This is a genomic window from Streptomyces sp. CC208A, assembly GCF_030010625.1.
Taxonomy (GTDB): domain Bacteria; phylum Actinomycetota; class Actinomycetes; order Streptomycetales; family Streptomycetaceae; genus Streptomyces.
The window spans coordinates 47,367-71,627 of the sequence record NZ_JASCXN010000013.1; the positions used below are offsets into that span (position 1 = coordinate 47,367).

Annotated in this window: 20 protein-coding genes and 4 tRNA genes; 13 read left to right on the plus strand and 11 right to left on the minus strand. The window is 71.1% G+C overall.

Features of this window, described 5'->3' with window-relative positions; genetic code table 11:
- Positions 1–2: 2 nt before the first annotated feature.
- Positions 3–3,980: an ATP-dependent RNA helicase HrpA gene (hrpA, locus tag QK442_RS16290; RefSeq protein WP_282694662.1), complete on the plus strand. Its 3,978-nt coding sequence runs from the start codon at positions 3–5 to the stop codon at positions 3,978–3,980.
- Positions 3,981–4,100: 120 nt separating this feature from the next.
- Positions 4,101–4,174, plus strand: a tRNA-Asp gene (locus tag QK442_RS16295).
- Between the two features lie 445 nt (positions 4,175–4,619).
- Here QK442_RS16295 and bldC read toward each other — a convergent pair.
- Positions 4,620–4,826: a developmental transcriptional regulator BldC gene (bldC, locus tag QK442_RS16300; protein ID WP_003949541.1), complete on the minus strand. Its 207-nt coding sequence runs from the start codon at positions 4,824–4,826 to the stop codon at positions 4,620–4,622.
- 564 nt (positions 4,827–5,390) lie between these two features.
- On the minus strand, positions 5,391–6,242 hold the full coding sequence (locus QK442_RS16305) for a hypothetical protein (protein ID WP_282694663.1): 852 nt from the start codon (positions 6,240–6,242) through the stop codon (positions 5,391–5,393).
- Positions 6,243–6,334: 92 nt separating this feature from the next.
- On the opposite strand from QK442_RS16305, the gene QK442_RS16310 reads away from it, so the two are divergent.
- Together QK442_RS16310 and QK442_RS16315 are read left to right on the plus strand one after the other, a co-directional pair.
- The gene (locus QK442_RS16310; protein WP_282694664.1) at positions 6,335–7,483 is read left to right on the plus strand and encodes a Glu/Leu/Phe/Val dehydrogenase dimerization domain-containing protein; all 1,149 of its coding nucleotides are present in this window, start codon (positions 6,335–6,337) and stop codon (positions 7,481–7,483) included.
- Between the two features lie 304 nt (positions 7,484–7,787).
- The gene (locus QK442_RS16315; RefSeq protein WP_282694665.1) at positions 7,788–8,042 is read left to right on the plus strand and encodes a DUF3073 domain-containing protein; all 255 of its coding nucleotides are present in this window, start codon (positions 7,788–7,790) and stop codon (positions 8,040–8,042) included.
- 149 nt (positions 8,043–8,191) lie between these two features.
- Here the strand turns inward: QK442_RS16315 and purM are convergent, their stop codons facing one another.
- The 4 genes from purM to QK442_RS16335 form a co-directional block, all read right to left on the minus strand.
- A complete protein-coding gene (purM, locus tag QK442_RS16320) occupies positions 8,192–9,271 on the minus strand; it encodes a phosphoribosylformylglycinamidine cyclo-ligase (protein WP_282694666.1) in 1,080 nt (359 codons plus the stop codon).
- 54 nt (positions 9,272–9,325) lie between these two features.
- Positions 9,326–10,852 (minus strand): amidophosphoribosyltransferase, encoded by a 1,527-nt coding sequence (purF, locus tag QK442_RS16325; RefSeq protein ID WP_282694667.1) that lies wholly within the window; start codon positions 10,850–10,852, stop codon positions 9,326–9,328.
- A gap of 249 nt (positions 10,853–11,101) precedes the next feature.
- Positions 11,102–11,917, minus strand: coding sequence for an META domain-containing protein (locus QK442_RS16330; RefSeq protein WP_282694668.1), 816 nt, complete (start codon positions 11,915–11,917; stop codon positions 11,102–11,104).
- A gap of 103 nt (positions 11,918–12,020) precedes the next feature.
- Positions 12,021–12,809 carry a maleylpyruvate isomerase family mycothiol-dependent enzyme gene (locus tag QK442_RS16335; RefSeq protein ID WP_282694669.1) on the minus strand — a complete coding sequence of 263 codons (789 nt, stop codon included), beginning with the start codon at positions 12,807–12,809 and terminating at the stop codon, positions 12,021–12,023.
- A 67-nt stretch (positions 12,810–12,876) separates the two neighbouring features.
- Between QK442_RS16335 and QK442_RS16340 the strand changes: the two genes are divergently transcribed.
- Positions 12,877–13,287, plus strand: coding sequence for a nuclear transport factor 2 family protein (locus QK442_RS16340; RefSeq protein WP_282694670.1), 411 nt, complete (start codon positions 12,877–12,879; stop codon positions 13,285–13,287).
- A gap of 59 nt (positions 13,288–13,346) precedes the next feature.
- On the opposite strand, the gene purL is transcribed toward QK442_RS16340, so the two are convergent.
- Genes purL through purS form a run of 3 tightly spaced genes read right to left on the minus strand, consistent with a single transcriptional unit; the run spans position 13,347 to position 16,554 of the window.
- Complete coding sequence (gene purL, locus QK442_RS16345) at positions 13,347–15,632, minus strand: phosphoribosylformylglycinamidine synthase subunit PurL (protein ID WP_282694671.1); 2,286 nt, start codon at positions 15,630–15,632, stop codon at positions 13,347–13,349.
- On the minus strand, positions 15,632–16,312 hold the full coding sequence (purQ, locus tag QK442_RS16350) for a phosphoribosylformylglycinamidine synthase subunit PurQ (protein ID WP_282694672.1): 681 nt from the start codon (positions 16,310–16,312) through the stop codon (positions 15,632–15,634). Before purQ ends, purL begins: the two co-directional genes overlap by 1 nt.
- The gene (gene purS, locus QK442_RS16355; RefSeq protein ID WP_015035032.1) at positions 16,309–16,554 is read right to left on the minus strand and encodes a phosphoribosylformylglycinamidine synthase subunit PurS; all 246 of its coding nucleotides are present in this window, start codon (positions 16,552–16,554) and stop codon (positions 16,309–16,311) included. The genes purQ and purS overlap by 4 nt, the downstream gene beginning before the upstream one ends.
- A 366-nt stretch (positions 16,555–16,920) precedes the next feature.
- On the opposite strand from purS, the gene QK442_RS16360 reads away from it, so the two are divergent.
- The 8 genes from QK442_RS16360 to QK442_RS16395 all read left to right on the plus strand — a co-directional run bounded on the left by QK442_RS16360 (position 16,921) and on the right by QK442_RS16395 (position 21,536).
- Positions 16,921–17,271, plus strand: a complete 351-nt coding sequence (locus tag QK442_RS16360; protein WP_282694673.1) for an Lsr2 family protein — start codon at positions 16,921–16,923, stop codon at positions 17,269–17,271.
- Between the two features lie 109 nt (positions 17,272–17,380).
- Positions 17,381–17,452, plus strand: a tRNA-Gly gene (locus tag QK442_RS16365).
- A gap of 81 nt (positions 17,453–17,533) precedes the next feature.
- Positions 17,534–17,606, plus strand: a tRNA-Gly gene (locus QK442_RS16370).
- Positions 17,607–17,741: 135 nt separating this feature from the next.
- Positions 17,742–18,692, plus strand: coding sequence for an ABC transporter ATP-binding protein (locus QK442_RS16375; protein ID WP_282694674.1), 951 nt, complete (start codon positions 17,742–17,744; stop codon positions 18,690–18,692).
- The gene (locus tag QK442_RS16380) at positions 18,689–19,525 is read left to right on the plus strand and encodes an ABC transporter permease (protein ID WP_282694675.1); all 837 of its coding nucleotides are present in this window, start codon (positions 18,689–18,691) and stop codon (positions 19,523–19,525) included. Before QK442_RS16375 ends, QK442_RS16380 begins: the two co-directional genes overlap by 4 nt.
- Positions 19,526–19,552: 27 nt before the next feature.
- The gene (locus QK442_RS16385) at positions 19,553–20,830 is read left to right on the plus strand and encodes a histidine kinase (RefSeq protein ID WP_282694676.1); all 1,278 of its coding nucleotides are present in this window, start codon (positions 19,553–19,555) and stop codon (positions 20,828–20,830) included.
- The gene (locus QK442_RS16390) at positions 20,827–21,441 is read left to right on the plus strand and encodes a response regulator transcription factor (RefSeq protein ID WP_282694677.1); all 615 of its coding nucleotides are present in this window, start codon (positions 20,827–20,829) and stop codon (positions 21,439–21,441) included. The genes QK442_RS16385 and QK442_RS16390 overlap by 4 nt, the downstream gene beginning before the upstream one ends.
- Before the next feature lie 22 nt (positions 21,442–21,463).
- Positions 21,464–21,536, plus strand: a tRNA-Gly gene (locus tag QK442_RS16395).
- Positions 21,537–21,636: 100 nt separating this feature from the next.
- On the opposite strand, the gene QK442_RS16400 is transcribed toward QK442_RS16395, so the two are convergent.
- Together QK442_RS16400 and QK442_RS16405 are read right to left on the minus strand one after the other, a co-directional pair.
- Positions 21,637–22,545, minus strand: a complete 909-nt coding sequence (locus QK442_RS16400) for a phosphoribosylaminoimidazolesuccinocarboxamide synthase (RefSeq protein WP_282694678.1) — start codon at positions 22,543–22,545, stop codon at positions 21,637–21,639.
- Positions 22,546–22,650: 105 nt separating this feature from the next.
- Positions 22,651–24,111 carry a N,N-dimethylformamidase beta subunit family domain-containing protein gene (locus QK442_RS16405; RefSeq protein WP_282694679.1) on the minus strand — a complete coding sequence of 487 codons (1,461 nt, stop codon included), beginning with the start codon at positions 24,109–24,111 and terminating at the stop codon, positions 22,651–22,653.
- Between the last annotated feature and the right edge of the window lie 150 nt (positions 24,112–24,261).

A 24,261-nucleotide genomic window follows, 5' to 3' on the forward strand; every position in this document is an offset into this window, starting at 1 on the left:
GTATGTCTACTTCCTTCGCCGCCCTCCAGTCCGTCCTGGCCGAGGTCTCGCTGCGGGACTCCCACCGGCTCGGCCGCCGTCTCGAAGGCGCCCGCCGCATCCGCAAGCCCGAGGCCCGCGCGGCCGTCCTGGACGAGATCGCCGCCGAGGCGGCCAAGGCCAAGGAGCGCGTCGACGGGCGCGCCGCCCGCGTACCCGGGATCACCTACCCCGAGCAGCTCCCGGTCTCGCAGAAGAAGGACGAGATCCTGGAGGCGATACGCGACCACCAGGTCGTGATCGTCGCCGGTGAGACCGGCTCCGGCAAGACCACCCAGATCCCGAAGATCTGTCTGGAGCTGGGCCGGGGCGTCCGGGGCATGATCGGGCACACCCAGCCCCGCCGGATCGCCGCCCGCACGGTCGCCGAGCGCGTGGCGGAGGAGCTGAGGACCCCGCTCGGGGAGGCCGTCGGCTGGAAGGTCCGGTTCACCGACCAGGTAGGCAGCGACACACTTGTCAAACTGATGACGGACGGCATCCTGCTCGCCGAGATCCAGACGGACCGCGAGCTGCGCGCGTACGACACGATCATCATCGACGAGGCCCACGAGCGGTCCCTCAACATCGACTTCCTGCTCGGCTATCTGGCCCAGCTGCTGCCCCGCCGCCCCGACCTCAAGGTCGTGATCACCTCTGCGACCATCGACCCGGAGCGCTTCTCCCGCCACTTCGGCGACGCCCCGATCGTCGAGGTCTCCGGTCGTACGTATCCGGTCGAGGTCCGCTACCGCCCCCTCCTGGAGGAGGACTCCGAGGAGTCGGACCGGGACCAGATCACCGCCATCTGCGACGCCGTCGACGAGCTCCAGAAGGAGGGGCCCGGCGACATCCTGGTCTTCCTCTCCGGCGAGCGCGAGATCCGCGACACGGCGGACGCGCTGACCAAGAAGAAGCTCTTCAACACGGAGATCCTTCCGCTCTACGCGCGGCTCTCGCACGCCGAGCAGCACCGGGTCTTCCAGGCGCACTCCGGACGCCGGATCGTCCTCGCGACGAACGTCGCCGAGACCTCGCTGACCGTCCCCGGCATCAAGTACGTGATCGACCCGGGCACCGCCCGCATCTCGCGCTACTCGCACCGCACCAAGGTCCAGCGCCTCCCGATCGAGGCGATCTCGCAGGCCAGCGCCAACCAGCGCAAGGGCCGCTGCGGCCGTACCTCGGACGGCATCTGCATCCGGCTGTACTCGGAGGACGACTTCCTCACCCGGCCGGAGTTCACGGACGCCGAGATCCTCCGCACCAACCTGGCCTCCGTCATCCTCCAGATGACCGCGGCAGGGCTCGGCGAGATCGAGAAGTTCCCCTTCATCGACCCGCCGGACCACCGCAACATCCGGGACGGCGTCCAGCTCCTCCAGGAGCTCGGCGCGCTCGACCCCACCCAGAAGGACCCGAAGAAGCGGCTCACCCCGCTCGGCCGGAAGCTCTCGCAGCTGCCCGTCGACCCGCGGCTCGCCCGGATGGTCCTGGAGGCCGACAAGAACGGCTGCGCCCGCGAGGTGATGGTGATCGCGGCGGCGCTCTCCATCCAGGACCCGCGCGAGCGGCCCTCCGAGAAGCAGGCGCAGGCCGACCAGCAGCACGCCCGCTTCAAGGACGAGACCAGCGACTTCCTCGCCTTCCTCAACCTGTGGCGGTACGTCCGAGAGCAGCAGAAGGAGCGCGGTTCCAGCTCCTTCCGCCGGATGTGCAAGCAGGAGTACCTGAACTTCCTGCGCATCCGCGAGTGGCAGGACATCTACTCCCAGCTGCGGACGGTCGCCAAGCAGATGGGCATCCACCTGAACGAGGAGGACGCGCCGGAGCACTCCGTACACGTCTCCCTCCTCTCCGGCCTGCTCTCCCACATCGGCCTGAAGGACGTGAAGGAGTCCAAGGAAGGCCGCGACCAGAAGCGGGAGGGCACCCGGAACGAGTACCTGGGCGCCCGGAACGCCAAGTTCGCGATCTTCCCCGGTTCGGCGCTCTTCAAGAAGCCGCCGCGGATGGTGATGTCCGCCGAGCTGGTGGAGACCTCCCGGCTGTGGGCGCGGGTGAACGCGCGGATCGAGCCCGAGTGGGTCGAGCCGCTCGCCCAGCACCTGGTGAAGAAGACGTACAGCGAGCCGCACTGGGAGAAGGACCAGGCGGCCGTGATGGCGTACGAGAAGGTGACGCTGTACGGCGTCCCGATCGTCGCCGACCGCAAGGTGAACTACGGGCGGATCGACCCGGAGGTCTCCCGCGAGCTGTTCATCCGCAACGCGCTGGTGGAGGGCGACTGGCGCACCCACCACAAGTTCTTCGCCGACAACCGCAAGCTGCTCACCGAGGTCGAGGAGCTGGAGCACCGGGCCCGGCGCCGGGACATCCTCGTCGACGACGAGACGCTCTTCGACTTCTACGACAAGCGGGTCCCCGAACACGTCGTGTCCGGCGCCCACTTCGACTCGTGGTGGAAGCACAAGCGGCGCGAGGAGCCGGAGTTCCTCGACTTCGAGCGCGAGATGCTCATCAACGAGAAGGCCGGGGCCGTCACCAAGGACGACTACCCGGACTCGTGGCGGCAGGGCGCGCTGAAGTTCCGGGTGACGTACCAGTTCGAGCCGGGCGCGGACGCGGACGGCGTGACCGTGCACGTGCCGCTCCAGGTCCTGAACCAGGTGACGGACGAGGGCTTCGACTGGCAGATCCCCGGTCTGCGGGAAGAGGTCGTCACCGAGCTGATCCGCTCGCTCCCGAAGCCGATCCGCCGCCACTACGTGCCCGCGCCGAACTACGCCGGCCGGTTCCTGGACGCGGTCGTGCCCGTGCAGGAGCCGCTGACGACGGCGCTCGCGCGCGAGCTCCAGCGGATGGTCGGGGTGCCGGTGACACCGGAGGACTTCGACTGGGCGAAGGTCCCGGACCATCTCAAGATCACCTTCCGGATCGTCGACGAGCGGCGCCGGAAGCTCGCCGAGGACAAGGACCTGGAGACGCTGCGCCTGAAGCTGCGCCCCAAGGCCCGCCAGGCGCTCTCCAAGGCGGCCAGGGCGGCCACGGCGGGCCCGGACGGCTCCGGCCCCTCCCTGGAGCGGACGGGCCTGAAGGACTGGACGATCGGCACGCTCGTGCGGGTCTTCGAGACCAAGCGCGGGGGGCAGCCGGTGAAGGCGTACCCGGCGCTCGTCGACGAGGGCGACACCGTGGCCGTGCGGCTCTTCGACTCGGAGGCCGAGCAGGCGCAGGCGATGTGGCGGGGCACCCGGAAGCTGATCATGCTGAACATCCCGGTGAACCCGGCGAGGTTCGCCTCCGACAAGCTGACCAACCAGCAGAAGCTCGCCCTGTCGGCGAACCCGCACGGCTCGATCCAGGCCCTCTTCGACGACTGCGCCACCGCCGCCGCCGACCGGCTGATCGCGGAGCACGGCGGACCGGTGTGGGACGAGGAGTCCTTCCGGAAGCTGTACGACAAGGTCCGCGCCGATCTGGTGGAGCTGACCATCCGCACGGTGGGCCAGGTCCAGCAGGTGCTCGCGGCCTGGCAGGCGTGCGAGCGGCGCCTGAAGGCCACCGCGAGCCCCGCGCTGCTGCCGAACCTCCAGGACGTGCGGGAGCAGCTGGCGTGGCTGATGCCGGCCGGTTTCGTCACCTGTACGGGGCTGAAGCGGCTGCCGGACCTGATGCGCTACCTGGTGGCGGTGGACCGGCGGCTCCAGCAGATGCCGACCGGGGTCCAGCGGGACACCACCCGGATGGAGAAGGTCCACGAGATGCTCGACGAGTACGCGTGGCTCCTGGAGCAGCTGCCGCAGGGACGGCCGGTGCCGGCGGAGGTCACGGACATCCGCTGGATGATCGAGGAGCTGCGGGTGAGCTACTTCGCGCACGCGCTCGGCACGGCCCATCCGGTGTCGGACAAGCGGATCGTGAAGGCCATCGACGCGGCGGTCCCGCAGCCGGCGCGGTAGCCGTTCCGGTTCCGGTCCCTCGCCCGGCTCCGGTAGCGGGGTGCTCGCCGTCGGTGAGTTCGACCAGACCGCTGAGCTGCTGTACAGTTTTCCTCGCAGCCACGCACCAACGGTTGCGAGGGTCCTGTGGAGCAGTTGGTTAGCTCGCCACCCTGTCAAGGTGGAGGTCGCGGGTTCAAGTCCCGTCAGGATCGCGTTCGAAGAAGGCCCGCATCATCACGATGCGGGCCTTCTTCGTCATGTCGGGTCATGCCGGGCGCATGCTTCAACTCCACTCGAACGGGGGACGAAAGTCCCACCGGTCGGTGCCCTTCGGAGGGGGCAGGGGCGCTCCGGGGAGTGAGAGGCTGTTCTGAGGCAAGTCTCCGGTGGTGTGACGGGAGTCACTTGAAGTCGTTCCGGGACCCCCTCATTTACACCGTCCCTACAACTGGCCAATTTAATATGTGCAATTGCACCTGCGTTCGACAGGTGGAGACGGGCACAAAAGACGATCGCGCCGGACCCGGCGGAGTCCAGCGCGATCGGTGACGGTGGCCTGTTGGGGCAGGACCCGTCGGCAGAGCTGTGGGTGGGCGACCGGATTGGGGGACCCGGACAGGCCCGGTGTTACGGGGTGTTGCGTGCGTCGTCGAAGCCTCAGGCCTCGCTGCGCTGCTGCGGAATGCCCGCCAGCAGAGCGCGAACCTCGGCCTCGCGGTACCGGCGGTGCCCACCCAGGGTGCGGATGGACGTGAGCTTGCCGGCCTTGGCCCAGCGGGTCACCGTCTTCGGGTCCACGCGGAACATCGTGGCGACCTCGGCAGGGGTCAGCAGCGGCTCGGCATCAGGGGTGCGAGCGGTCATGAGCGGCCTCCTCGGGAGAACCGAACCTTCTCGGTTCTTTCCTCTAAATTCTGCACCTTGACCCGCCTTGCCCGAAATGGCAGAAGCGGGCCGAGTCGGTTATAGGACGAACGGCTTGTCCTCGGCACTACAACTACACCATCCGTCCAGCCGCGTCGGCCAAACCGATGGAATTGCCCTCGCAGGTGTTCATCAGCGGCGGAAGTCGACTGACCATGCCATAACGGACAGTCACGCCACTGTGACGATCAGTCACAGAGCGATCAGGAGTCCTCAGACCCCCCATAGAGTGCAATGCTGAGCGTTCCGCCCAAAGTTGGGCGGAAGGAACCCTCCCCGGACTCCTTGTCCTATTTTGGCACGAGGGTGGGCGATCGACGCAAGGGTACGTTTAGTGCTGTCCGTCACGCTTGAGCCAAAGGCCCGGTTCAGGACCAACGTCCCACCGGATCCGGCCAGATCGATCCGGCCAGCCACCCCGAAGATCATTTACCCCCGCGGCACATGTCTTGTCCATGCCGACCTGACGAAGATGCCCGGCCTATGTCAATTCGTGTCGCGCGGTCAGTTCGCGTGGCGCAGGTCCCTGACGGACCGCCAGCGCTCCGCGAGCCGCGCGTACGCCTCGCCCGCCCGGTCCTCGTCGCCCGCCCGCAGCGCCGCGAGCCCCTCCGCCACGTCCGCCGCCGACCGGTCCTCCGCGAGCCGGGCCTCCCCCACCGCGTGGACGAGCCCGCCGTAGTCCAGCTCCACCAGGGCCCGCGGATGGAACTCCTCCAGCCAGCGCCCCACGTCGATCAGGCCCTGCGTCATCGGGCCCTCGTCCACCGAGTCCCGCAGCGCGCGCAGCGCCCGCGCGAGCCGCCGCCGCGCCTGTGCCATCGTCGTCCGGTAGCGCAGCACCGGCGCCCGCCCCGCCGCCCGGTCCCCCGCCTCGTACCGCCGCTCCTCGTCCCCGAAGAGCGCGAACCAGCGCAGCGGCACCTGCCACACCGCCGTCCTGATCCACGGCCGCGCGTCCGGGTTCCGCTCCCGCCACCGCTCGTGGTCCGCCTCCACCTGCGCCCGCACCACCGGCGGCAGCATCGCGTCGAGCACCGGCGCCGGCAGCCCGCTCTCCGCCAGCTCCCGCAGCGCCAGCCAGCCCCGCAGCCGGGTCCGCCACGGGCAGATCACCACCACCCCGTCCAGGTGCGCCACGAACGCCTCGCCGCTCTCGTGCACCGGCACCGGCACCGGCGGCACCGGCACCAGGTCCGCGAGCGCGCGCCGCAGCTCCTCCTGCGCCCCCGGGGTGCGCGACCTGCGCGCGTACCGCGCCCAGTGGGTCCGCTCCGGCTCGGGGAACGCGGCCAGCGGCTCGTACACCCGCAGGTAGGAGGCGTACGGGACGAGCAGGGTGGAGTCGACCGACATGCCCGAATCCTTCCACGCGGGTACTCCCCAGGGGGGTGATCCGGCCCACTCCGGCCTTCCTACGCACAGGTAGGACTTAATCTCGTGGCGCAATGGTCCTCCCCCACCCTCAGGGGGGACCTCCCGCCGCTTCGTACTTGGGAGTCACCACCGTGACCGCTGTATCCGACGGCGTCCTGCAGACCCTGTTCCACTCGGAGCAGGGGGGACACGAGCAAGTCGTCCTCTGCCAGGACCGCGCCACCGGCCTCAAGGCCGTCATCGCCCTCCACTCCACCGCCCTCGGCCCCGCCCTCGGCGGCACCCGCTTCTACCCGTACGCCACGGAGGCCGAGGCCGTCGCCGACGCCCTCAACCTGGCGCGCGGCATGTCGTACAAGAACGCCATGGCCGGGCTCGACCACGGCGGCGGCAAGGCCGTGATCATCGGTGACCCCGAGCAGATCAAGACCGAGGAGCTCCTCCTCGCCTACGGCCGCTTCGTCGCCTCCCTCGGCGGGCGCTACGTGACGGCCTGCGACGTCGGCACCTACGTCGCCGACATGGACGTCGTGGCCCGCACCAACCAGTGGACCACCGGCCGCTCCCCCGAGAACGGCGGCGCCGGCGACTCCTCCGTGCTCACCGCCTTCGGCGTCTTCCAGGGCATGCGCGCCTCCGCCCAGCACCTGTGGGGCGACCCGACCCTGCGCGGCCGGAAGGTCGGCGTCGCCGGCGTCGGCAAGGTCGGCCACTACCTCGTCGAGCACCTGCTCTCCGACGGGGCCGAGGTCGTCATCACCGACGTCCGCGAGGAGTCGGTGCGCCGGATCACCGACAAGCACCCGCAGGTGCGGGTCGTCGCCGACACCGACGCGCTGATCCGCGTCGAGGGCCTCGACATCTACGCCCCCTGCGCGCTCGGCGGCGCCCTGAACGACGACACCGTCCCGGTCCTCACCGCGAAGGCGGTCTGCGGCGCGGCCAACAACCAGCTCGCGCACCCCGGCGTCGAGAAGGACCTGGAGGAGCGCGGCATCCTCTACGCGCCGGACTACGTGGTGAACGCCGGCGGCGTGATCCAGGTCGCCGACGAGCTCCACGGCTTCGACTTCGACCGCTGCAAGGCGAAGGCGACGAAGATCTTCGACACCACCCTGGAGATCTTCGCACGTGCGAAGGCCGACGGCATTCCGCCGGCCGCCGCCGCCGACCGGATCGCCGAGCAGCGCATGGCCGAGGCCCGCAGCGGCCGAGCCTGACGATTCCGGGGGGCCGACCGACCGCCGGACGCCCGCCGGTCACCCGCCGTCCGGGAGACTTCGCTCACGCCGGTCGGCGGGTCGGCCCCCCAGAAGAGGTTAAAATCGCGATTGACCAGCGAGGAAAGGGCACCTCGATGGTTCTGTACCGGGGTATGTGATGCGCACGGCGTACCGTAGACCCGAGGAAACAGGTACCGTTGAAGCCCTACGGACCGGTCTCTCCACCGAGAGCCCGTTTCGGATCATGAACGCGTGTCAAGACTCTGGGGCCAGCGAGCTCCGTCACCGAGGGGGTCGAGCCATGGGGCGCGGCCGGGCAAAGGCCAAGCAGACCAAGGTCGCCCGCCAGCTGAAGTACAGCAGCGGCGGGACCGACCTGGCGCGTCTGGCCCATGAACTGGGCGCTTCGACTTCGAACCAGCCGCCGAATGGCGAGCCGTTCGAGGACGACGACGAGGAAGACGACCCGTACGCGCAGTACGCGGATCTCTACAACACGGACGACGAGGACGAGGACGACGAGTCCGGCCCGCAGTCCTCGCAGCGTCGCGCTTGACCTTCTGAACCGCTGAGACTCGGCCCGGGACCCCCGGACCGGGTCTTCGCGCTGTCCGGAGGCGAACACCGAGAGCGACAGCACGTGACAGCGACAACGGCGACAGGGCCCACCTAGGAACGTTCCTAGGTGGGCCCTGTCGCTCGTTCCTACTTCGCGTAGTCCCCGACCAGCTCCGCGCCCGTCGTGTGCGCGCCGCGCTCGGTGATCTCGCCCGCGACCCACGCCTCGACGCCCCGGTCCTCCAGGGTCGCCAGGGCCGCGTCCACGGACTCGGCGGGGACGACGGCCATCATGCCGACGCCCATGTTGAGGGTCTTCTCCAGCTCCAGGCGCTCGACCTGTCCTGCGGTGCCGACGAGGTCGAAGATCGCGCCCGGGGTCCAGGTGGAGCGGTCCACGGTGGCGTGCAGCCCGTCCGGGATGACCCGGGCGAGGTTGGCCGCGAGGCCGCCGCCGGTGATGTGGCTGAAGGCGTGCACCTCGGTGGTCCGGGTGAGCGCCAGGCAGTCGAGCGAGTAGATCCTGGTGGGCTCCAGGAGCTCCTCGCCGAGGGTCCGGCCCAGCTCCTCGACCCGCTGGTCGAGGGTCATGCCGGCGCGGTCGAAGACCACGTGACGGACGAGCGAGTACCCGTTGGAGTGAAGACCGGAGGAGGCCATGGCGATGACGGCGTCCCCCGTACGGATGCGATCGGCGCCCAGGAGACGGTCGTGCTCCACGACGCCGGTGCCCGCGCCGGCCACGTCGAAGTCGTCCGGGCCGAGGAGGCCCGGGTGCTCGGCGGTCTCGCCGCCGACCAGGGCGCAGCCGGCCAGGACGCAGCCTTCGGCGATGCCCTTGACGATGGCGGCGACCCGCTCGGGGTGGACCTTGCCCACGCAGATGTAGTCGGTCATGAAGAGCGGCTCGGCGCCGCAGACGACGATGTCGTCCATGACCATGGCGACCAGGTCGTGGCCGATGGTGTCGTACACGCCCATCTGGCGGGCGATGTCGACCTTCGTGCCGACCCCGTCGGTGGCCGAGGCGAGCAGCGGACGCTCGTAGCGCTTGAGGGCGGAGGCGTCGAAGAGGCCGGCGAAGCCGCCGAGGCCGCCGAGGACCTCGGGGCGCCGCGTCTTCTTCACCCACTCCTTCATGAGCTCGACGGCGCGGTCGCCCGCTTCGATGTCGACGCCCGCAGAGGCGTAGCTGGCGCCGCCTGCGGCACTGACAGTCTGAGACATGGGGTTCAGAGCTTTCGTGTCGTTACTGCGTCACTGCGGGGGTGCAGCGGGATCTCACGGACGGCGCAGGGCGTCGGCGGCCGCGGTGGCGGCGGGGCCGGCGGCCAGCTCCGTCTCAAGCAGCTGCTTGCCGAGCAGCTCGGGGTCCGGCAGCTCCATCGGGTACTCGCCGTCGAAGCAGGCGCGGCAGAGGTTCGGCTTGGCGATGGTGGTCGCCTCGACCATCCCCTCCAGGGAGATGTACGAGAGCGAGTCCGCGCCGAGCGACTTGCCGATCTCCTCGACGGACATGCCGTTGGCGATCAGCTCCGCCCGGGTGGCGAAGTCGATGCCGAAGAAGCAGGGCCACTTGACCGGCGGCGAGGAGATCCGGATGTGGACCTCGGCGGCGCCCGCCTCGCGGAGCATCCGGACCAGGGCGCGCTGGGTGTTGCCGCGGACGATGGAGTCGTCCACGACCACGAGCCGCTTCCCCTTGATGACTTCCTTGAGGGGGTTGAGCTTCAGCCGGATGCCGAGCTGGCGGATGGTCTGCGAGGGCTGGATGAAGGTGCGCCCGACGTAGGCGTTCTTCACCAGGCCGGCGCCGAAGGGGATGCCGGAGGCCTCCGCGTAGCCGATGGCGGCGGGGGTGCCGGACTCGGGCGTCGCTATGACCAGGTCGGCCTCGACGGGGGCCTCCGCGGCGAGGCGGCGGCCCATCTCGACGCGGGAGAGGTACACGTTCCGGCCGGCGATGTCCGTGTCGGGACGGGCCAGGTACACGTACTCGAAGACACAGCCCTTGGGCTTCGCTTCCGCGAAGCGGGAGGTGCGGATGCCGTTCTCGTCGATCGCGATCAGCTCGCCGGGCTCGACCTCGCGGACGAAGCTGGCGCCGCAGATGTCGAGGGCGGCGGACTCCGAGGCGACGACCCAGCCGCGCTCGAGCCGGCCGAGGACCAGCGGGCGGATGCCCTGCGGGTCGCGGGCCGCGTAGAGCGTGTGCTCGTCCATGAAGACGAGGGAGAAGGCGCCCCGGACGTCGGGGAGGACCTTCGCGGCGGCCTGCTCGATGGTGAGCGGCTTGCCGTCCTCGTCGACCTGGGCGGCGAGGAGCGCCGTCAGGAGGTCGGTGTCGTTGGTGGCGGCGACCTGGGGGGCGCGGCCGTCCTTCTTGGGGAGGTCGGCGACCATCTCGGCCAGCTGCGCCGTGTTCACCAGGTTGCCGTTGTGGCCGAGCGCCAGCGAACCGTGGGCGGTGGCCCGGAAGGTCGGCTGGGCGTTCTCCCACACGGAGGCCCCGGTGGTCGAGTAGCGGGCGTGTCCGACCGCGATATGACCTTGGAGGGAGCCGAGAGAGGTCTCGTCGAAGACCTGGGACACGAGGCCCATGTCCTTGAAGACGAGGATCTGGGAGCCGTTGCTGACCGCGATTCCCGCGGATTCCTGACCCCGATGCTGGAGGGCGTAGAGCCCGAAGTACGTGAGCTTTGCGACCTCTTCACCCGGAGCCCAGACACCGAAGACGCCACACGCGTCCTGGGGGCCTTTCTCGCCGGGGAGCAGGTCGTGATTGAGTCGACCGTCACCACGTGGCACGTTGTCGAGTCTAGGGGACCTCGACCACTGGTCCGAATTGGGGAACGGAGCGTGAGCGGCGCTCGTACGATCCCACCAAGTGATCGCCCGCTGCTTGGAGGGCCCTACAACGCAGGCGGGAAAAGGGTTCCGGGCGCCGGGGGCACTCCGAGCGGACGCTCGTACCATCCGCCGACCCCTCCCGCGATGTGACGCAGAACGCAGTGACCGGGGGTTTCGCAGGCGTTTCGATCATGCGAACTACGCGCGTCAACCCACCCGTGCGGTCAGGCCCTCGCCCGCCCGGTCGGTGAGCGTCAGAGCGCGGTGGTCGAGCCGGTAGGACAGGGGCCCGTCGAGGAGCTCGTACAGCTTCGTCTCCAGATCCATCTGGGGGCCCGTGCAGATCATCCGGGTGGTGGCGGCCGGACCCTCGACGACGAGGGTGCGGGCGGCCTCGTCGATCCGGACGGCGGCGGAGAAGTCGTTGCACCCGAGGTTGCCGGTGATCCGGCCGTCGGCGCCGATGACAAGGCGGGCCTTCTGCCCGCTCCCGGCCGGGAGGGAGGAGGTGGTGTCGCCGGAGACCAGGCCGTCGATCCGCCAGGTGGTGCCGCGCAGCGGGGTGGACGGCTCGGCGGTCAGCTCCACCCTCTTCGTACCGTCCGCGGAGGCCAGGGTGAGCGCCCCGCCCTTCAGCGTGCCCTTCAGGGGGCCGGTGAAGGCGGCGAGGAAGGCGGTCTCGAAGCGCTGCCGGTCGCCGGGGCAGCCGATCTCGGTCGCCTCGACCGGGGAGACGGTGACGGTGGAGCCGGACACGTCGACGTCCGCGCCGAAGCCGTTGCAGCCGGTACTGCCCTGGGCGCGGCCCTTCCCTGTGAAGTCCACGCGGGCCCCGTCGGGGGCGGTCGAGCGGCCGCCGTCGACGGTGACCGCACCGACCGTCCAGTGGGTGCCGGCGAGCGGCAGGTCGGGGTCGCCCGCACTGCCGCCCCCGGACCCGCCCTGTCCGCAGGCGGTGAGGGCGGTCAGCGAGGCGAGCAGGACGACGGCGGTGGCGGCGAGGGTGCTGCGCGGCTTCGGCATGCCGGTGGGACGCGGCTCACCCCCGCCGGGTTCCCGCTCTCACCCCATCGGCTTCCCGCCTCACCCCATCGGCTTCCCGCTCTCACCCCATCGGCTCCCGGCCTCAGCCCATCAGGGGAAGCAGCCCCGCCAGGTCGGCCCGCTCGCCGCTGGCGGCGATCCGGGCCGCGTCCAGCTCGGCCGCCCAGCCGGTACGCCCGGTGGCCAGGCGGATCCAGGTCAGCGGGTCCGTCTCGACGACGTTCGGCGGGGTGCCCCGGGTGTGCCGGGGGCCCTCCACGCACTGCACCACCGCGTACGGCGGGATCCGCACCTCCACCGCGCCGCCGGGGGCCTTCGCGGCGAGGGCGTCGGCGAGCAGCCGGGTGCAGGCGGCGAGGGCCTGCCGGTCGTACGGGATCTCCGCGCCGGTCGCGGCGGCGAGGTCGTCGGTGTGGACGGTCAGCTCGACGGTGCGGGTGACGAGGAAGTCGGCCAGGGTCATCGCGCCGAACCGGGTCGGCACGAGCCGCTCGTCGGGCGCGGCCGCCAGCCGCTCCTCGAACTCCGCCCGGGTCCGCTCGTACTGTCCGGCCGGGTCGTCCGTGACGCGCGCCCGGGTGTCCTCGTCGATGCCCGCCGCGCCCGCCGCCGTGGCGAGCGGCCAGTCGAGCAGGGCGAGTTCGGCCCGGGCGGGCTCGGGTTCGGTGAGCTTCCGGGAGAGCGAGGCGAGCACCATCGTCAGGTGCGCGACCAGCTCCCGTACCGTCCAGTCGCCCAGCCGCGTCGGCCGGCCGTACGCCTCGGACGGCAGCGCGAACACCGCGTCCCGTACGTGCGCGGCCTGGGCGAGCACGGCGGCGCGGGTCCTGGCGGGGTCGTACCTGCGGGGGCGCTTCTTGGCGGGTGGCATGGGCCGAGGCTAGCGCCGAGACTGGGGAGGAGGGGGGTAACCCTTTCCGAAAGGCAGTGGCGGGACCATGACCCATCACGAGCACCCCGACGCGGCTCTGGTCCGGCGGGGCTACGAAGCGTTCATCGCGGGAGACATGGACACCGTGGCCTCCCTGTTGACCAGCGACTGCACCCACCATGTGCCCGGCGAGAGCCAGATGTCCGGGCATTTCAAGGGCCGGGACAACGTCCTCGCCATGTACGCCCAGCTCTTCGACAAGACGAACGGCACCTTCCGCGTGGAGCTGAAGGGCATCTACCCGGACGGCCGCGGGCACGTCATGTCCGTCCACACGTGGCACGCCGATCGCGGCGACCGGGGCATCGAGGTGAACGGCGGCCTGTTCTTCACCGTCGTCGGCGGCAAGTTCAGCGACATCGACGAGTGCGTGGAGGACATCGCCGAGGTGGACGCCTTCTGGGACCAGTCCGACTGAGTACGTACGCGGACAGCCCCCGCCCGGAAGAGGGGCGGGGGCTGCCGTACGACGGACCGTCAGGCCAGCAGGCCCGGGATCGTCGCCTCGTGCGCGGTGCGCAGCTCCTCCAGGGAGAGGGTGAACTCGCCCTGGACGTCGACCGCGTCGCCGTCGACGACACCGATGCGGGTCGCCGGCAGGCCGCGGGCGCCGCACATGTCGGTGAAGCGGAGCTCCTCGCTGCGCGGGACGGCGACGACCGCGCGTCCTGCCGACTCCGAGAAGAGGAACGTGAAGGCGTCCAGGCCCTCCGGGACGACCAGGCGCGCGCCGTTCCCGCCGCGCAGGCAGGACTCGACGACCGCCTGCACGAGACCGCCGTCGGAGAGGTCGTGCGCCGCGTCGATCATGCCGTCGCGGGAGGCCGAGATCAGGATCTCGCCGAGCAGCTTCTCCCGGTCGAGGTCCACGGCCGGCGGCAGGCCGCCGAGGTGCTGGTGGATCACCTCGGACCAGGCCGAGCCGCCGAACTCCTCCTTGGTGTCGCCGAGCAGGTAGAGGAGCTGGCCCTCTTCCGCGAAGGCGATCGGGGTGCGGCGGTTGACGTCGTCGATCACACCGAGCACGGCCACGACGGGCGTCGGGTGGATCGCCACCTCACCGGTCTGGTTGTAGAGCGAGACGTTGCCGCCGGTGACCGGGGTGCCGAGCGCGAGGCAGCCGTCCGCGAGACCACGGGTGGCCTCGGCGAACTGCCACATGACGGCCGGGTCCTCGGGCGAGCCGAAGTTCAGGCAGTCGGAGACGGCGAGCGGCCTGGCGCCGGAGGCGGCGACGTTGCGGTACGCCTCCGCGAGCGCGAGCTGCGCGCCGGTGTACGGGTCGAGCTTGGCGTACCGGCCGTTGCCGTCGGTCGCCATGGCCACGCCGAGGTTCGACTCCTCGTCGATGCGGACCATGCCCGCGTCCTCGGGCTGGGCCAGGACCGTGTTGCCCTGCACGAACCGGTCGTACTGGTCCGTGATCCAGGACTTCGACGCCTGGTTCGGCGAGGAGACCAGCTTCAGGACCTGGTCCTTCAGCTCGGCGCCGTCCTGCGGCCGGGGCAGCTTGGCGGCGTCGTCGGCCTGGAGGGCGTCCTGCCACTCGGGGCGGGCGTACGGCCGGTGGTAGACCGGGCCCTCGTGGGCGACCGTGCGCGGCGGCACGTCGACGATCTGCTCGCCGTGCCAGAAGATCTCCAGGCGCTCGCCGTCGGTGACCTCACCGATGACGACCGCGATGACGTCCCACTTCTCGCAGATCTCCAGGAAGCGGTCGACGTGCTGCGGCTCGACGATCGCGCACATGCGCTCCTGCGACTCGCTCATGAGGATCTCCTCGGGCGAGAGCGTCGCGTCGCGCAGGTGCACCTTGTCGAGGTCCACGCGCATGCCGCCGGAACCGGCGGAGGCCAGCTCGGAGGTGGCGCAGGAGAGGCCGGCGCCACCCAGGTCCTGGATGCCCGCGACCAGCTTCTCCTGGAAGATCTCCAGGGTGCACTCGATGAGGAGCTTCTCCTGGAAGGGGTCGCCGACCTGGACGGCGGGGCGCTTGGTGGGCTTCGTGTCGTCGAAGGTCTCCGAGGCGAGCACGGACACGCCGCCGATGCCGTCGCCGCCGGTGCGGGCGCCGTACAGGATGACCTTGTTGCCGGGGCCCGAGGCCTTGGCGAGGTGGATGTCCTCGTGCTTCATCACGCCGATGCAGCCGGCGTTGACCAGCGGGTTGCCCTGGTAGCAGGAGTCGAAGACGACCTCGCCGCCGATGTTCGGCAGGCCCAGGCAGTTGCCGTAGCCGCCGATGCCGGCGACGACACCGGGCAGCACGCGCTTGGTGTCGGGGTGGTCGGCCGCGCCGAAGCGGAGCGGGTCGACGACCGCGACCGGGCGGGCGCCCATGGCGAGGATGTCGCGGACGATGCCGCCGACGCCGGTGGCCGCGCCCTGGTAGGGCTCGATGTACGAGGGGTGGTTGTGCGACTCGACCTTGAAGGTGACCGCGTACCCCTGGCCGACGTCGACGACGCCCGCGTTCTCGCCGATGCCGACGAGCATGGCGTCGTTCTGCGGGGCCTTCTCGCCGAACTGCTTCAGGTGGACCTTGCTGCTCTTGTACGAGCAGTGCTCGGACCACATGACCGAGTACATGGCGAGCTCGGCGCCGGTGGGACGGCGGCCGAGGATCTCGCGGATGCGGGCGTACTCGTCCTCCTTGAGGCCGAGCTCCTTCCAGGGCTGCTCGCTGTCCGGCGTCTCGCTCGCGTGCTTGACGGTGTCGAGAGATCGGGGGTACGGGGGTCGCCCCCCGGAAGAAGGCAGCATCAGGCGTTGACCAGCTTCTTGAGGATCGAGGTGAAGAAACCGAGCCCGTCCGTCTTGCCGGTGCCGATCAGCGGCTCGACGGCGTGCTCGGGGTGCGGCATGAGGCCGACGACGTTGCCCGCGGCGTTGGTGATGCCCGCGATGTCGCGCAGCGAGCCGTTGGGGTTCATGTCCAGGTAGCGGAAGGCCACCCGCCCCTCGGCCTCCAGCTCGTCGAGCGTGCGCTCGTCGGCGACGTACCGGCCGTCCATGTTCTTGAGCGGGACCTCGATCTCCTGGCCCTCGGTGTAGTCCGAGGTCCAGGCGGTCTCCGCGTTCTCCACCCGCAGCTTCTGGTCGCGGCAGATGAAGTGGAGGTGGTTGTTGCGGAGCATCGCGCCCGGCAGCAGATGGGCCTCGGTGAGGATCTGGAAGCCGTTGCAGATGCCGAGGACCGGCATGCCGGCCTTCGCCTGCTCGATGACGGTCTCCATCACCGGCGAGAAGCGGGAGATGGCGCCGGCCCGCAGGTAGTCGCCGTAGGAGAAGCCGCCGGCGAGGACCACGGCGTCGACCTGCTTGAGGTCCTTGTCGCGGTGCCACAGCGAGACCGGCTCGGCGCCCGCGAGACGGGCGGCGCGCAGCGCGTCCTGGTCGTCGAGCGTGCCGGGGAAGGTGACGACGCCGATGCGAGCGGTCACGACTCGACCTTCACGACGAAGTCTTCGATCACGGTGTTGGCGAGGAAGGTTTCGGCCATCTCATGGATGCGGGCGAGGGCGGCGTCGTCGACCGGTCCCTCCACCTCCAGCTCGAAGCGCTTCCCCTGACGGACGTCGGCGATTCCGGCGAACCCGAGGCGGGGCAGTGCACGCTGCACCGCCTGTCCCTGCGGGTCGAGGATCTCCGGCTTGAGCATGACGTCGACTACGACGCGTGCCACTGGCACTCCCGGTGGTGTGTTGCGTGGGCGGTTCCCTCAGCGTACCTGCCTCCAAATTCTACGCGGGTAGAGATCTGAAGGATCCTCCAAATACCCAGGCGGAAGCCACTTCCCGACGAAGATCCACCCCAAACCTCCCGGACCCTTCCGCACATGGAATTACGAGTGAAATATTGCGCCGCCCATTGGTCCGGGACACGCTGAGACAATTGATGGGGCTTCACAATGCGACACCCGTCGCTGTACAAAGGATTCCAGAAGAGAACAACATTGCCCCTGGGCAGCCGAAGGCCCGGTATCACCGCACGTCAGAGGCGCACCCATACCCTCCGGCAGGCGGCGGGCCACAGGAAAGGACCGATATCCGTGGCGCAGCGAGTTGTGGTCACCCTCTCCGACGACATCGACGGTGGGGAAGCGGAGGAAACGGTCGCGTTCGGTCTCGACGGGAAGATGTACGAGATCGACCTGAATGCTGCCAATGCAAAGAAACTCCGCCAGGCCCTCGCGCCCTACCTCGCGGCCGGGCGGAAGCTGAGCGGCAAGGCACTGACCGGCAAGGCGGGTGTGACCGGAAGCACCTCCGCGTACAAGCACACCGCCCTCGCCCCCGACCCGGCGGCGGTCCGCGCCTGGGCCCAGTCCCACAAGATGGACGTGCCGGCCCGGGGCCGCATCCCCAAGCGGGTCTACGAGGCCTTCCGCGCCGCGAGCTGAGAGCGGACGGCGGGGCCCGCGGGTCGGATTTGCGTTCCACCCCCCTTGATCCGCTAGAGTCTGGATCACGCCGAGGGGCGAGGCCGCAAAGCCGAGTCCCACGCAGCGTGCGGGTGTAGTTCAGTAGCAGAACAGCCCCCTTCCAGGGGGAAGGCGCAGTGTGCAATTCCTGTCACCCGCTCTGCATCACGGTTACCGACCACTCCGGTGGATCAGGTAGAGTGGTGCTCGCACCGCCCAGTGAGAGCTGGTCGGGAGCAATGCGGACGTGGCTCAGTTGGTAGAGCATCACCTTGCCAAGGTGAGGGTCGCGAGTTCGAATCTCGTCGTCCGCTCAGAGTGAAGGCCCCGGTTCTCGGAACCGGGGCCTTCGTCGTGTCCCGACCCCTTTCCCGCCCCATGACATTTGTCAGTCGCGGTGATGACAGCGCGCACTGCCCGCAGCCGCCCTCGGACGGGAGGCTTGGGCCATGACAGCTGAAGCCCTGACCCCGGCCATCGAGGCGACCGACCTGAGCCGCAGCTACGACGGCGGGTTCGAGGCGGTGCGCGGTCTCTCCCTCTCCGTCGACCGGGGCGAGATCTTCGCCCTCCTCGGCACCAACGGCGCCGGCAAGACCTCCACCGTCGAACTCCTGGAGGGCCTCGCCGCCCCGACCGGCGGCACCGCCCGCGTCCTCGGCCACGACCCGTACCGCGAACGCTCCGCCGTCCGCCCCCGCATCGGCGTGATGCTCCAGGAGGGCGGCTTCCCCTCCGACCTCACCGTCGCCGAGACCGTACGGATGTGGGCCGGCTGCACCAGCGGCGCCAGGCCCGCCGGCGAAGCCCTCGCCGCCGTCGGCCTCACCGGCCGCGAGAAGGTGCGGATCAAGCAGCTGTCCGGCGGCGAGCGCCGCCGCCTCGACCTCGCGCTCGCCCTCCTCGGCCGCCCCGAGGTCCTCTTCCTCGACGAGCCCACCACCGGCCTCGACGCCGAGGGCCGCCGCGACACCTGGGAGCTCGTCCGCGCCCTGCGCGCCCAGGGCACCACCGTCCTCCTCACCACCCACTACCTGGAGGAGGCCGAGACCCTCGCCGACCGGCTCGCGATCATGCACCGGGGCCGGATCGTCCTCTCCGGCACCCCCGCCGAGGTCACCGCCGCCCAGCCCGCCCGGATCCGCTTCGCCCTCCCCGCCGGGGTGCCCGCCGCCCGGCTGCCGCTCCGCCTGAAGGCCGCCGCCGACGGCGACCGGGTCGAGATCCGCACCCACGCCCTCCAGGACGACCTGACCGAGCTCCTCGGCTGGGCCCGCGACCAGGGCGTCCGCCTCGACGGGCTCGACGCCCGCTCCGCCTCCCTCGAAGAGGCATTCCTCGACATCGCCTCCCGCACGGAGAACACCCCCGCCGGCCCGAAGGAGACCGTAGCCCGATGAGTACGCCGCGTACGCCGCGTACGCCGACGACGACGCCCACGTCCGCCGCACCCGCCACCGCCGGCCGCCCGTCCACCACCCGCACCCGGCTCGCCGCCCTCGGCCGGGCCGAACTCACCCTCCTCGGCCGCAACCGCAACAACCTCTTCATCGCGGCCCTCATGCCGCTGCTGATGATCTTCCTGCTGCGGTCCTCTCTCCGGGGCGTCGACGAGGCCACCCTCGGCATCTCCCTCGCCGCCGCCACCCTCATCGGCGGCACCGGCATGATCCTGCTGCTCGTCGTCTACATGAGCCTCACCTCCAGCCTCACCGCCCGCCGCGAGGAACTCGTCCTCAAGCGGCTGCGCACCGGCGAGGCCACCGACGCCGAGATCCTCGCCGGCGCCGCCCTGCCCGCCACCGCCATCGCCCTCACCCAGTGCGCGATCCTCACCGTCGGCGGCTTCACCCTCCTCGGCGCCGACGCCCCCGCCCGCCCCGACCTGCTGCTCCTCGGCCTCGCCGTCGCGGTCCCGCTGCTCGCCGGACTCGCCGCCCTCACCACCACGATCACCCGCACCGTCGAGAGCGCGGGACTCACCACCCTGCCGCTCTTCCTCGTCTCCTGCTTCGGCTCCGGCCTCTTCGTCCCCCACGGCGCGCTCCCCGAACTCGCCGCCGACCTCGCGCAGTTGCTTCCGCTCAGCGGCGCCATGGAGTTCGTCAGGGCCGGCTGGCTCGGCACCGCCCACGCGGGCAGCCTGCTCACCGCCGCGCTCAATACAGTGGCCTGGGGCGTCCTGACGGGGTGGGCGGTCCGCCGCTGGTTCCGCTGGGAGCCCCGGCGCTAGGACGGACCGAAGGGGGAGACGGGACGGATGTCCACGATGACGGGATGGTGGTCACGGCGGAGCGTCGCCGGGAAGGTCGAGCTGTACACCCGGTGGACCTTCCACGGCATGGCCCCGGTCGAACTCCTCACCCTCGGCGGCATCCCGCTGAGCCAGGGCGAGCGGAACGGACCCGGCCCGGCCGCGGCGCTCGGACTGGTCCTGTGGGTCCTGGCCCACTCCGTCCTCTGCGCGGTGCTCGCCTCCCGCGCCCTCGACCACACCACCGGCCGGCGCGAGCGGCCCGTCCGGCTCGCCGTCGCCCTCGCCACGGTCACCGTCGTCGCCGACCTCACCATCCTCGTCCTGTGGACGGCCGGGGTGCTGCCCGACAGCTCCGCGAACGGAGGAGTGCTCGTCGGCACCGCGATCTTCACCGTCGGCTCGCTCGTCCTCTGCCTGGACCGCGTCCGGCAGATGGCGTACGCGGTCGGCGCCGCCGCCCTCGCCTGCGCGCTGCCCGTCGCCGCCCTCGGCCACGGCGTGCCGGAGGGCCTGGTCGCCCTGGTCGCCGTCCTCCTCGGCGGCGGTGCCTACGGCGCCGCCTGCGGCTTCTCCTCCTGGCTGCTCGGCGTCGTCCAGGAGCTGGAGCGCTCCCGCGACCTCAAGGCCCGGCTCGCCGTCGCCGAGGAACGGCTCCGCTTCGGCCGCGACCTGCACGACGTCATGGGCCGCAACCTCTCGGTGATCGCGCTCAAGAGCGAGCTCGCCGTCCAGCTCGCCCGGCGCGGCCGCCCCGAGAGCGTGGACCAGATGGTCGAGGTCCAGCGGATCGCCCAGGAGTCCCAGCGGGAGGTCCGGGAGGTGGTCCGCGGCTACCGGGAGGCCGATCTGCGGGTCGAGCTGGAGGGCGCCCGGAGCGTCCTCGCCGCCGCCGGCATCGCCTGCGCCGTCGACGCCCCCGCCCTCGACGCCCCCGCCCTCGGCCTGCCCGCCGGGGTGCAGTCCGCGCTCGGCTGGGTCGTCCGCGAGACCACCACCAACGTGCTGCGGCACGGCGACGCCCGGCGCTGCGCGATCACCCTGCGGCGGGCGGCGGACGCGGTACTGCTGACCGTGGAGAACGACGGGGCCGTACGGGACGGGGCCGGCGCCCCCGGACGTACCGGCTCCGGCCTCGCCGGGCTGCGCGAACGGCTCGGGGCGGTGGACGGCACCCTGGAGGCCGGGTTCGAGGACCCGCACTCCTTCCGCGTCGCCGCCCGGGTGCCGCTGCCCGCGCCGGGGGAGACCGGCACCCGACAGGAGAAGGAGACGGTCGCGTGACCGAGCCCGTACGTGTCCTGCTCGCCGACGACGAGCACCTGATCCGGGGCGCGCTCGCCGCCCTGCTCGCCCTGGAGGACGACCTGGTCGTCGTCGCCGAGGCCGCGACCGGCCCCGAGGCGCTCGCCATGGCCCGCGCCCACCGGCCCGACGTCGCCGTCCTCGACCTCCAGATGCCAGGGGCGGACGGTGTGACGGTGGCCACATCCATCCGGGACGAACTCCCGGAGTGCCGCACGATGATCGTGACCAGCCACGGCCGCCCCGGCCACCTCAAGCGGGCCCTCGCGGCGGGCGTCCGCGGCTTCGCCCCGAAGACCGTCAGCGCCCAGCGGCTCGCCGAGCTGATCCGTACCGTCCACGCCGGAAACCGTTACGTCGACCCGGAGTTGGCGGCCGACGCGATCGCCGCCGGGGACTCCCCGCTGACCGCCCGCGAGGCCGAGGTGCTCGAACTCGCCGCCGACGGCGCCCCCGTCGCGGAGATCGCCCGGCGGGCCGCGCTCTCCCCCGGGACGGTCCGGAACTACCTCTCCTCCGCCGCCGCGAAGCTCGGTGCGGAGAACCGTCACGCGGCCGTGCGTCTCGCGCGGTCGAAAGGTTGGGTATAGTTAGCAGCGCGCTACGGCGCAGGCGGACGTGGCTCAGTTGGTAGAGCATCACCTTGCCAAGGTGAGGGTCGCGAGTTCGAATCTCGTCGTCCGCTCAGAGTGAAGGCCCCGGTTCTCAGGAACCGGGGCCTTCGTCGTACGTATCGGGAGGCGGCCCGTACGGGACGGGGCGCCCCGTCCCGTACGACCGGTCCGTCAGAAGCTGTCGGACCAGGACTTCCCGGTCAGCAGCTCGTACGCCTCCAGGTACTTGGCGCGGGTGTCGTCCACGATCTCCCTCGGGAGGGCCGGCGGCGGCTGCTCGCCCGTGCGGTCCCAGCCCGAGGCCGGGGAGGTCAGCCAGTTCCGGACGAACTGCTTGTCGTACGAGGGCTGGGCGCGGCCCGGCTGCCACTGGTCGGCCGGCCAGAAGCGGGAGGAGTCCGGGGTCAGCACCTCGTCGGCGAGGACCAGGGTGTCGCCCTCGAAGCCGAACTCGAACTTGGTGTCGGCGAGGATGATCCCGCGCTCGCGGGCGATGTCCCGGGCCCGGCCGTAGACGGCGAGGGTGGTCTGGCGCAGCAGGGCGGCGGTCTCGGCGCCGACCTCCCGGGCGACCTCCTCGTACGACACGTTCTCGTCGTGGTCGCCGACGGCGGCCTTGGTCGCCGGGGTGAAGATCGGCGCGGGCAGCTCGGAGCCGTCGGTCAGCCCCTCGGGCAGCGCGAGGCCGCAGACCGTGCGGGTCTGCTCGTACTCGGCCAGGCCGGAACCGGTGAGGTAGCCGCGGGCGACGCACTCGACCGGGACCATGTCCAGGGACTTGCAGACCAGGGTGCGGCCCGCCCAGTCGGCGGGGGCGCCGGCCGGCAGCTCGGTGGAGAGCACGTGGTTGGGGACCAGGTCGGAGAGCTGGTCGAACCACCACAGGGAGAGCTGGGTGAGCACCCGCCCCTTGTCCGGGATCTCGGTGGGCAGGACCCAGTCGTACGCGGACATGCGGTCGCTCGCCACCATCACGAGGTCGCCGGCCCCGTTCCGGTACAGGTCGCGCACCTTGCCCGTGTGCAGGTGGGTCAGGCCCGGGACCTCGACGGGCTCGGGCTTTTCTACGAATCCGGACACGGTTCCTCCGCGTAGGTTGATCCAGGAACGGTCCGATTCTCTCGCACACGCGGCCGGGTGCGGTCGCCGGGCCCCTCGCCGCCCCTGGTCGGTGGCTCCTCCTGGTCAGTCCCTCTTACAGATGCGGTCGAGGAGATTGGCGGTGGCGCGCTGGACGCGGGGATCGACATGGCCCGGCCGGTCCAGCGCCGGCGACCAGGCGAAGGTGCCGGAGGCGAAGACCCAGGCCCCCGACGGCGCCCGGTAGAGGCTGGTCTCCTGGTGGCGCAGCGCCCCCTCGCCGTCCCGGTAGGGGGAGTGGGCGAGCAGGATCCGGCCCTCGTGCTCGGGGAGCTGGGTGCGCGGGAAGTAGCGGTCCGCCTCGCCGGCGACCAGGCCGGGGAGCTCGTCGCCCTCGCCGGCGCCGGTCGCCTCCCAGAGCCAGTGCTCCGCGTTCCGCACGACGAGCGGGTGCGGTTCGGGCACCCGGCCCGCGTACTGGATGCCGAGGAGCTGCTGCTCGGGGCGGTCGACCTCGCGCCAGAGGGCGGGACGGCCGGGGCCGCGGCGCTTGCGGCAGGTGAGCAGCCGGTCCGGCACCCCGGACGGCGAGGGGCCGAGCTCCACCTGCCAGTACATGGTGTTGGCGGAGAGGAAGACCAGCGAGGTGCCCTGGTCGCGGGCGCGCTCGGCGGCCTTGCGCATCGGCGCCGACCAGTATTCGTCGTGGCCGGGGAAGACCAGGCCCCGGTAGCGGGTCGGGTCGACCCGGCCGGCGTGCAGGTCGCGGGTCTCGGCGTAGGCGAGGTCGTAGCCGTACCGCTCCGCCCAGCGGATGAAGTCGTAGGCGTGGCCCACGTGCAGCGGCAGGCCCGCACCCGCGTACGGCCGGTCGAAGGAGACGGTGGTCGCCGCATCCTCCTCGCCGAGCAGCCGGCCCTCCTCGTCCCAGGCGTGGTAGAGGCTGGCGCCGGTGCGCCCGTCCTCCGGGTAGAGGTTGTACGCCTGCCAGGTGATGTCCGGCAGGACGAGGAGCAGGTCCGCGGGGTGCGCGTCCCGCACGGTGAAGGGGATGTGGGAGCGGTAGCCGTCGGCGGTGGTGAGGACGGCGACGTACGCGCCGATCGACCAGTAGCCCGGGACCTGGAGCCGCCAGGACTGCCACCAGTGGTGGCAGGAGACCGTGCGGTCGGCGGCGAGCGGGGGCGGCTGGACGATCCCGGAGAGCCGCGGGCTCGTGGTGATCTTCGCGGCGCCGTCGCCGCCGTAGTGACCGATCCGGTAGACGTCGACCGAGAACGGCTGCGGCGGGTCCACGGTGATGTGGAAATCGATCGACTCGCCGGGCGCCACGGCCCCGCCTGAGGCGAAGCCCTTGATCTGCCGGCGCATGTCGTCGGCGGTGCGCGGGCCCCCGGCCCCGCCGCCGGCCAGGGTCTCGTCCGCGTACCAGGGGACCAGCTGGCCCGTGCCGTCGAAGTAGTTCTCCGAACCGCGCAGCCAGGGCAACGGGCCCTGGCCGAAGGGATCGGAGACCGCGTGCGCGAGCGCTCCCGAGTCCCAGCGCCTGATCTGCTCCGCCCCCATGAGGTGCCCCTCCCTCGACTCCCCCGGTCGATGCCTGTGTTCCGTGCCTGTGTCCGATGCCGTCGTCCGGTGCTTCCGCGCTCGTGCCCGACGACTTTGTCAGTGCCGGTCCCCAGCACATCACATAACGCACGCGGTCCGTCACCGTTC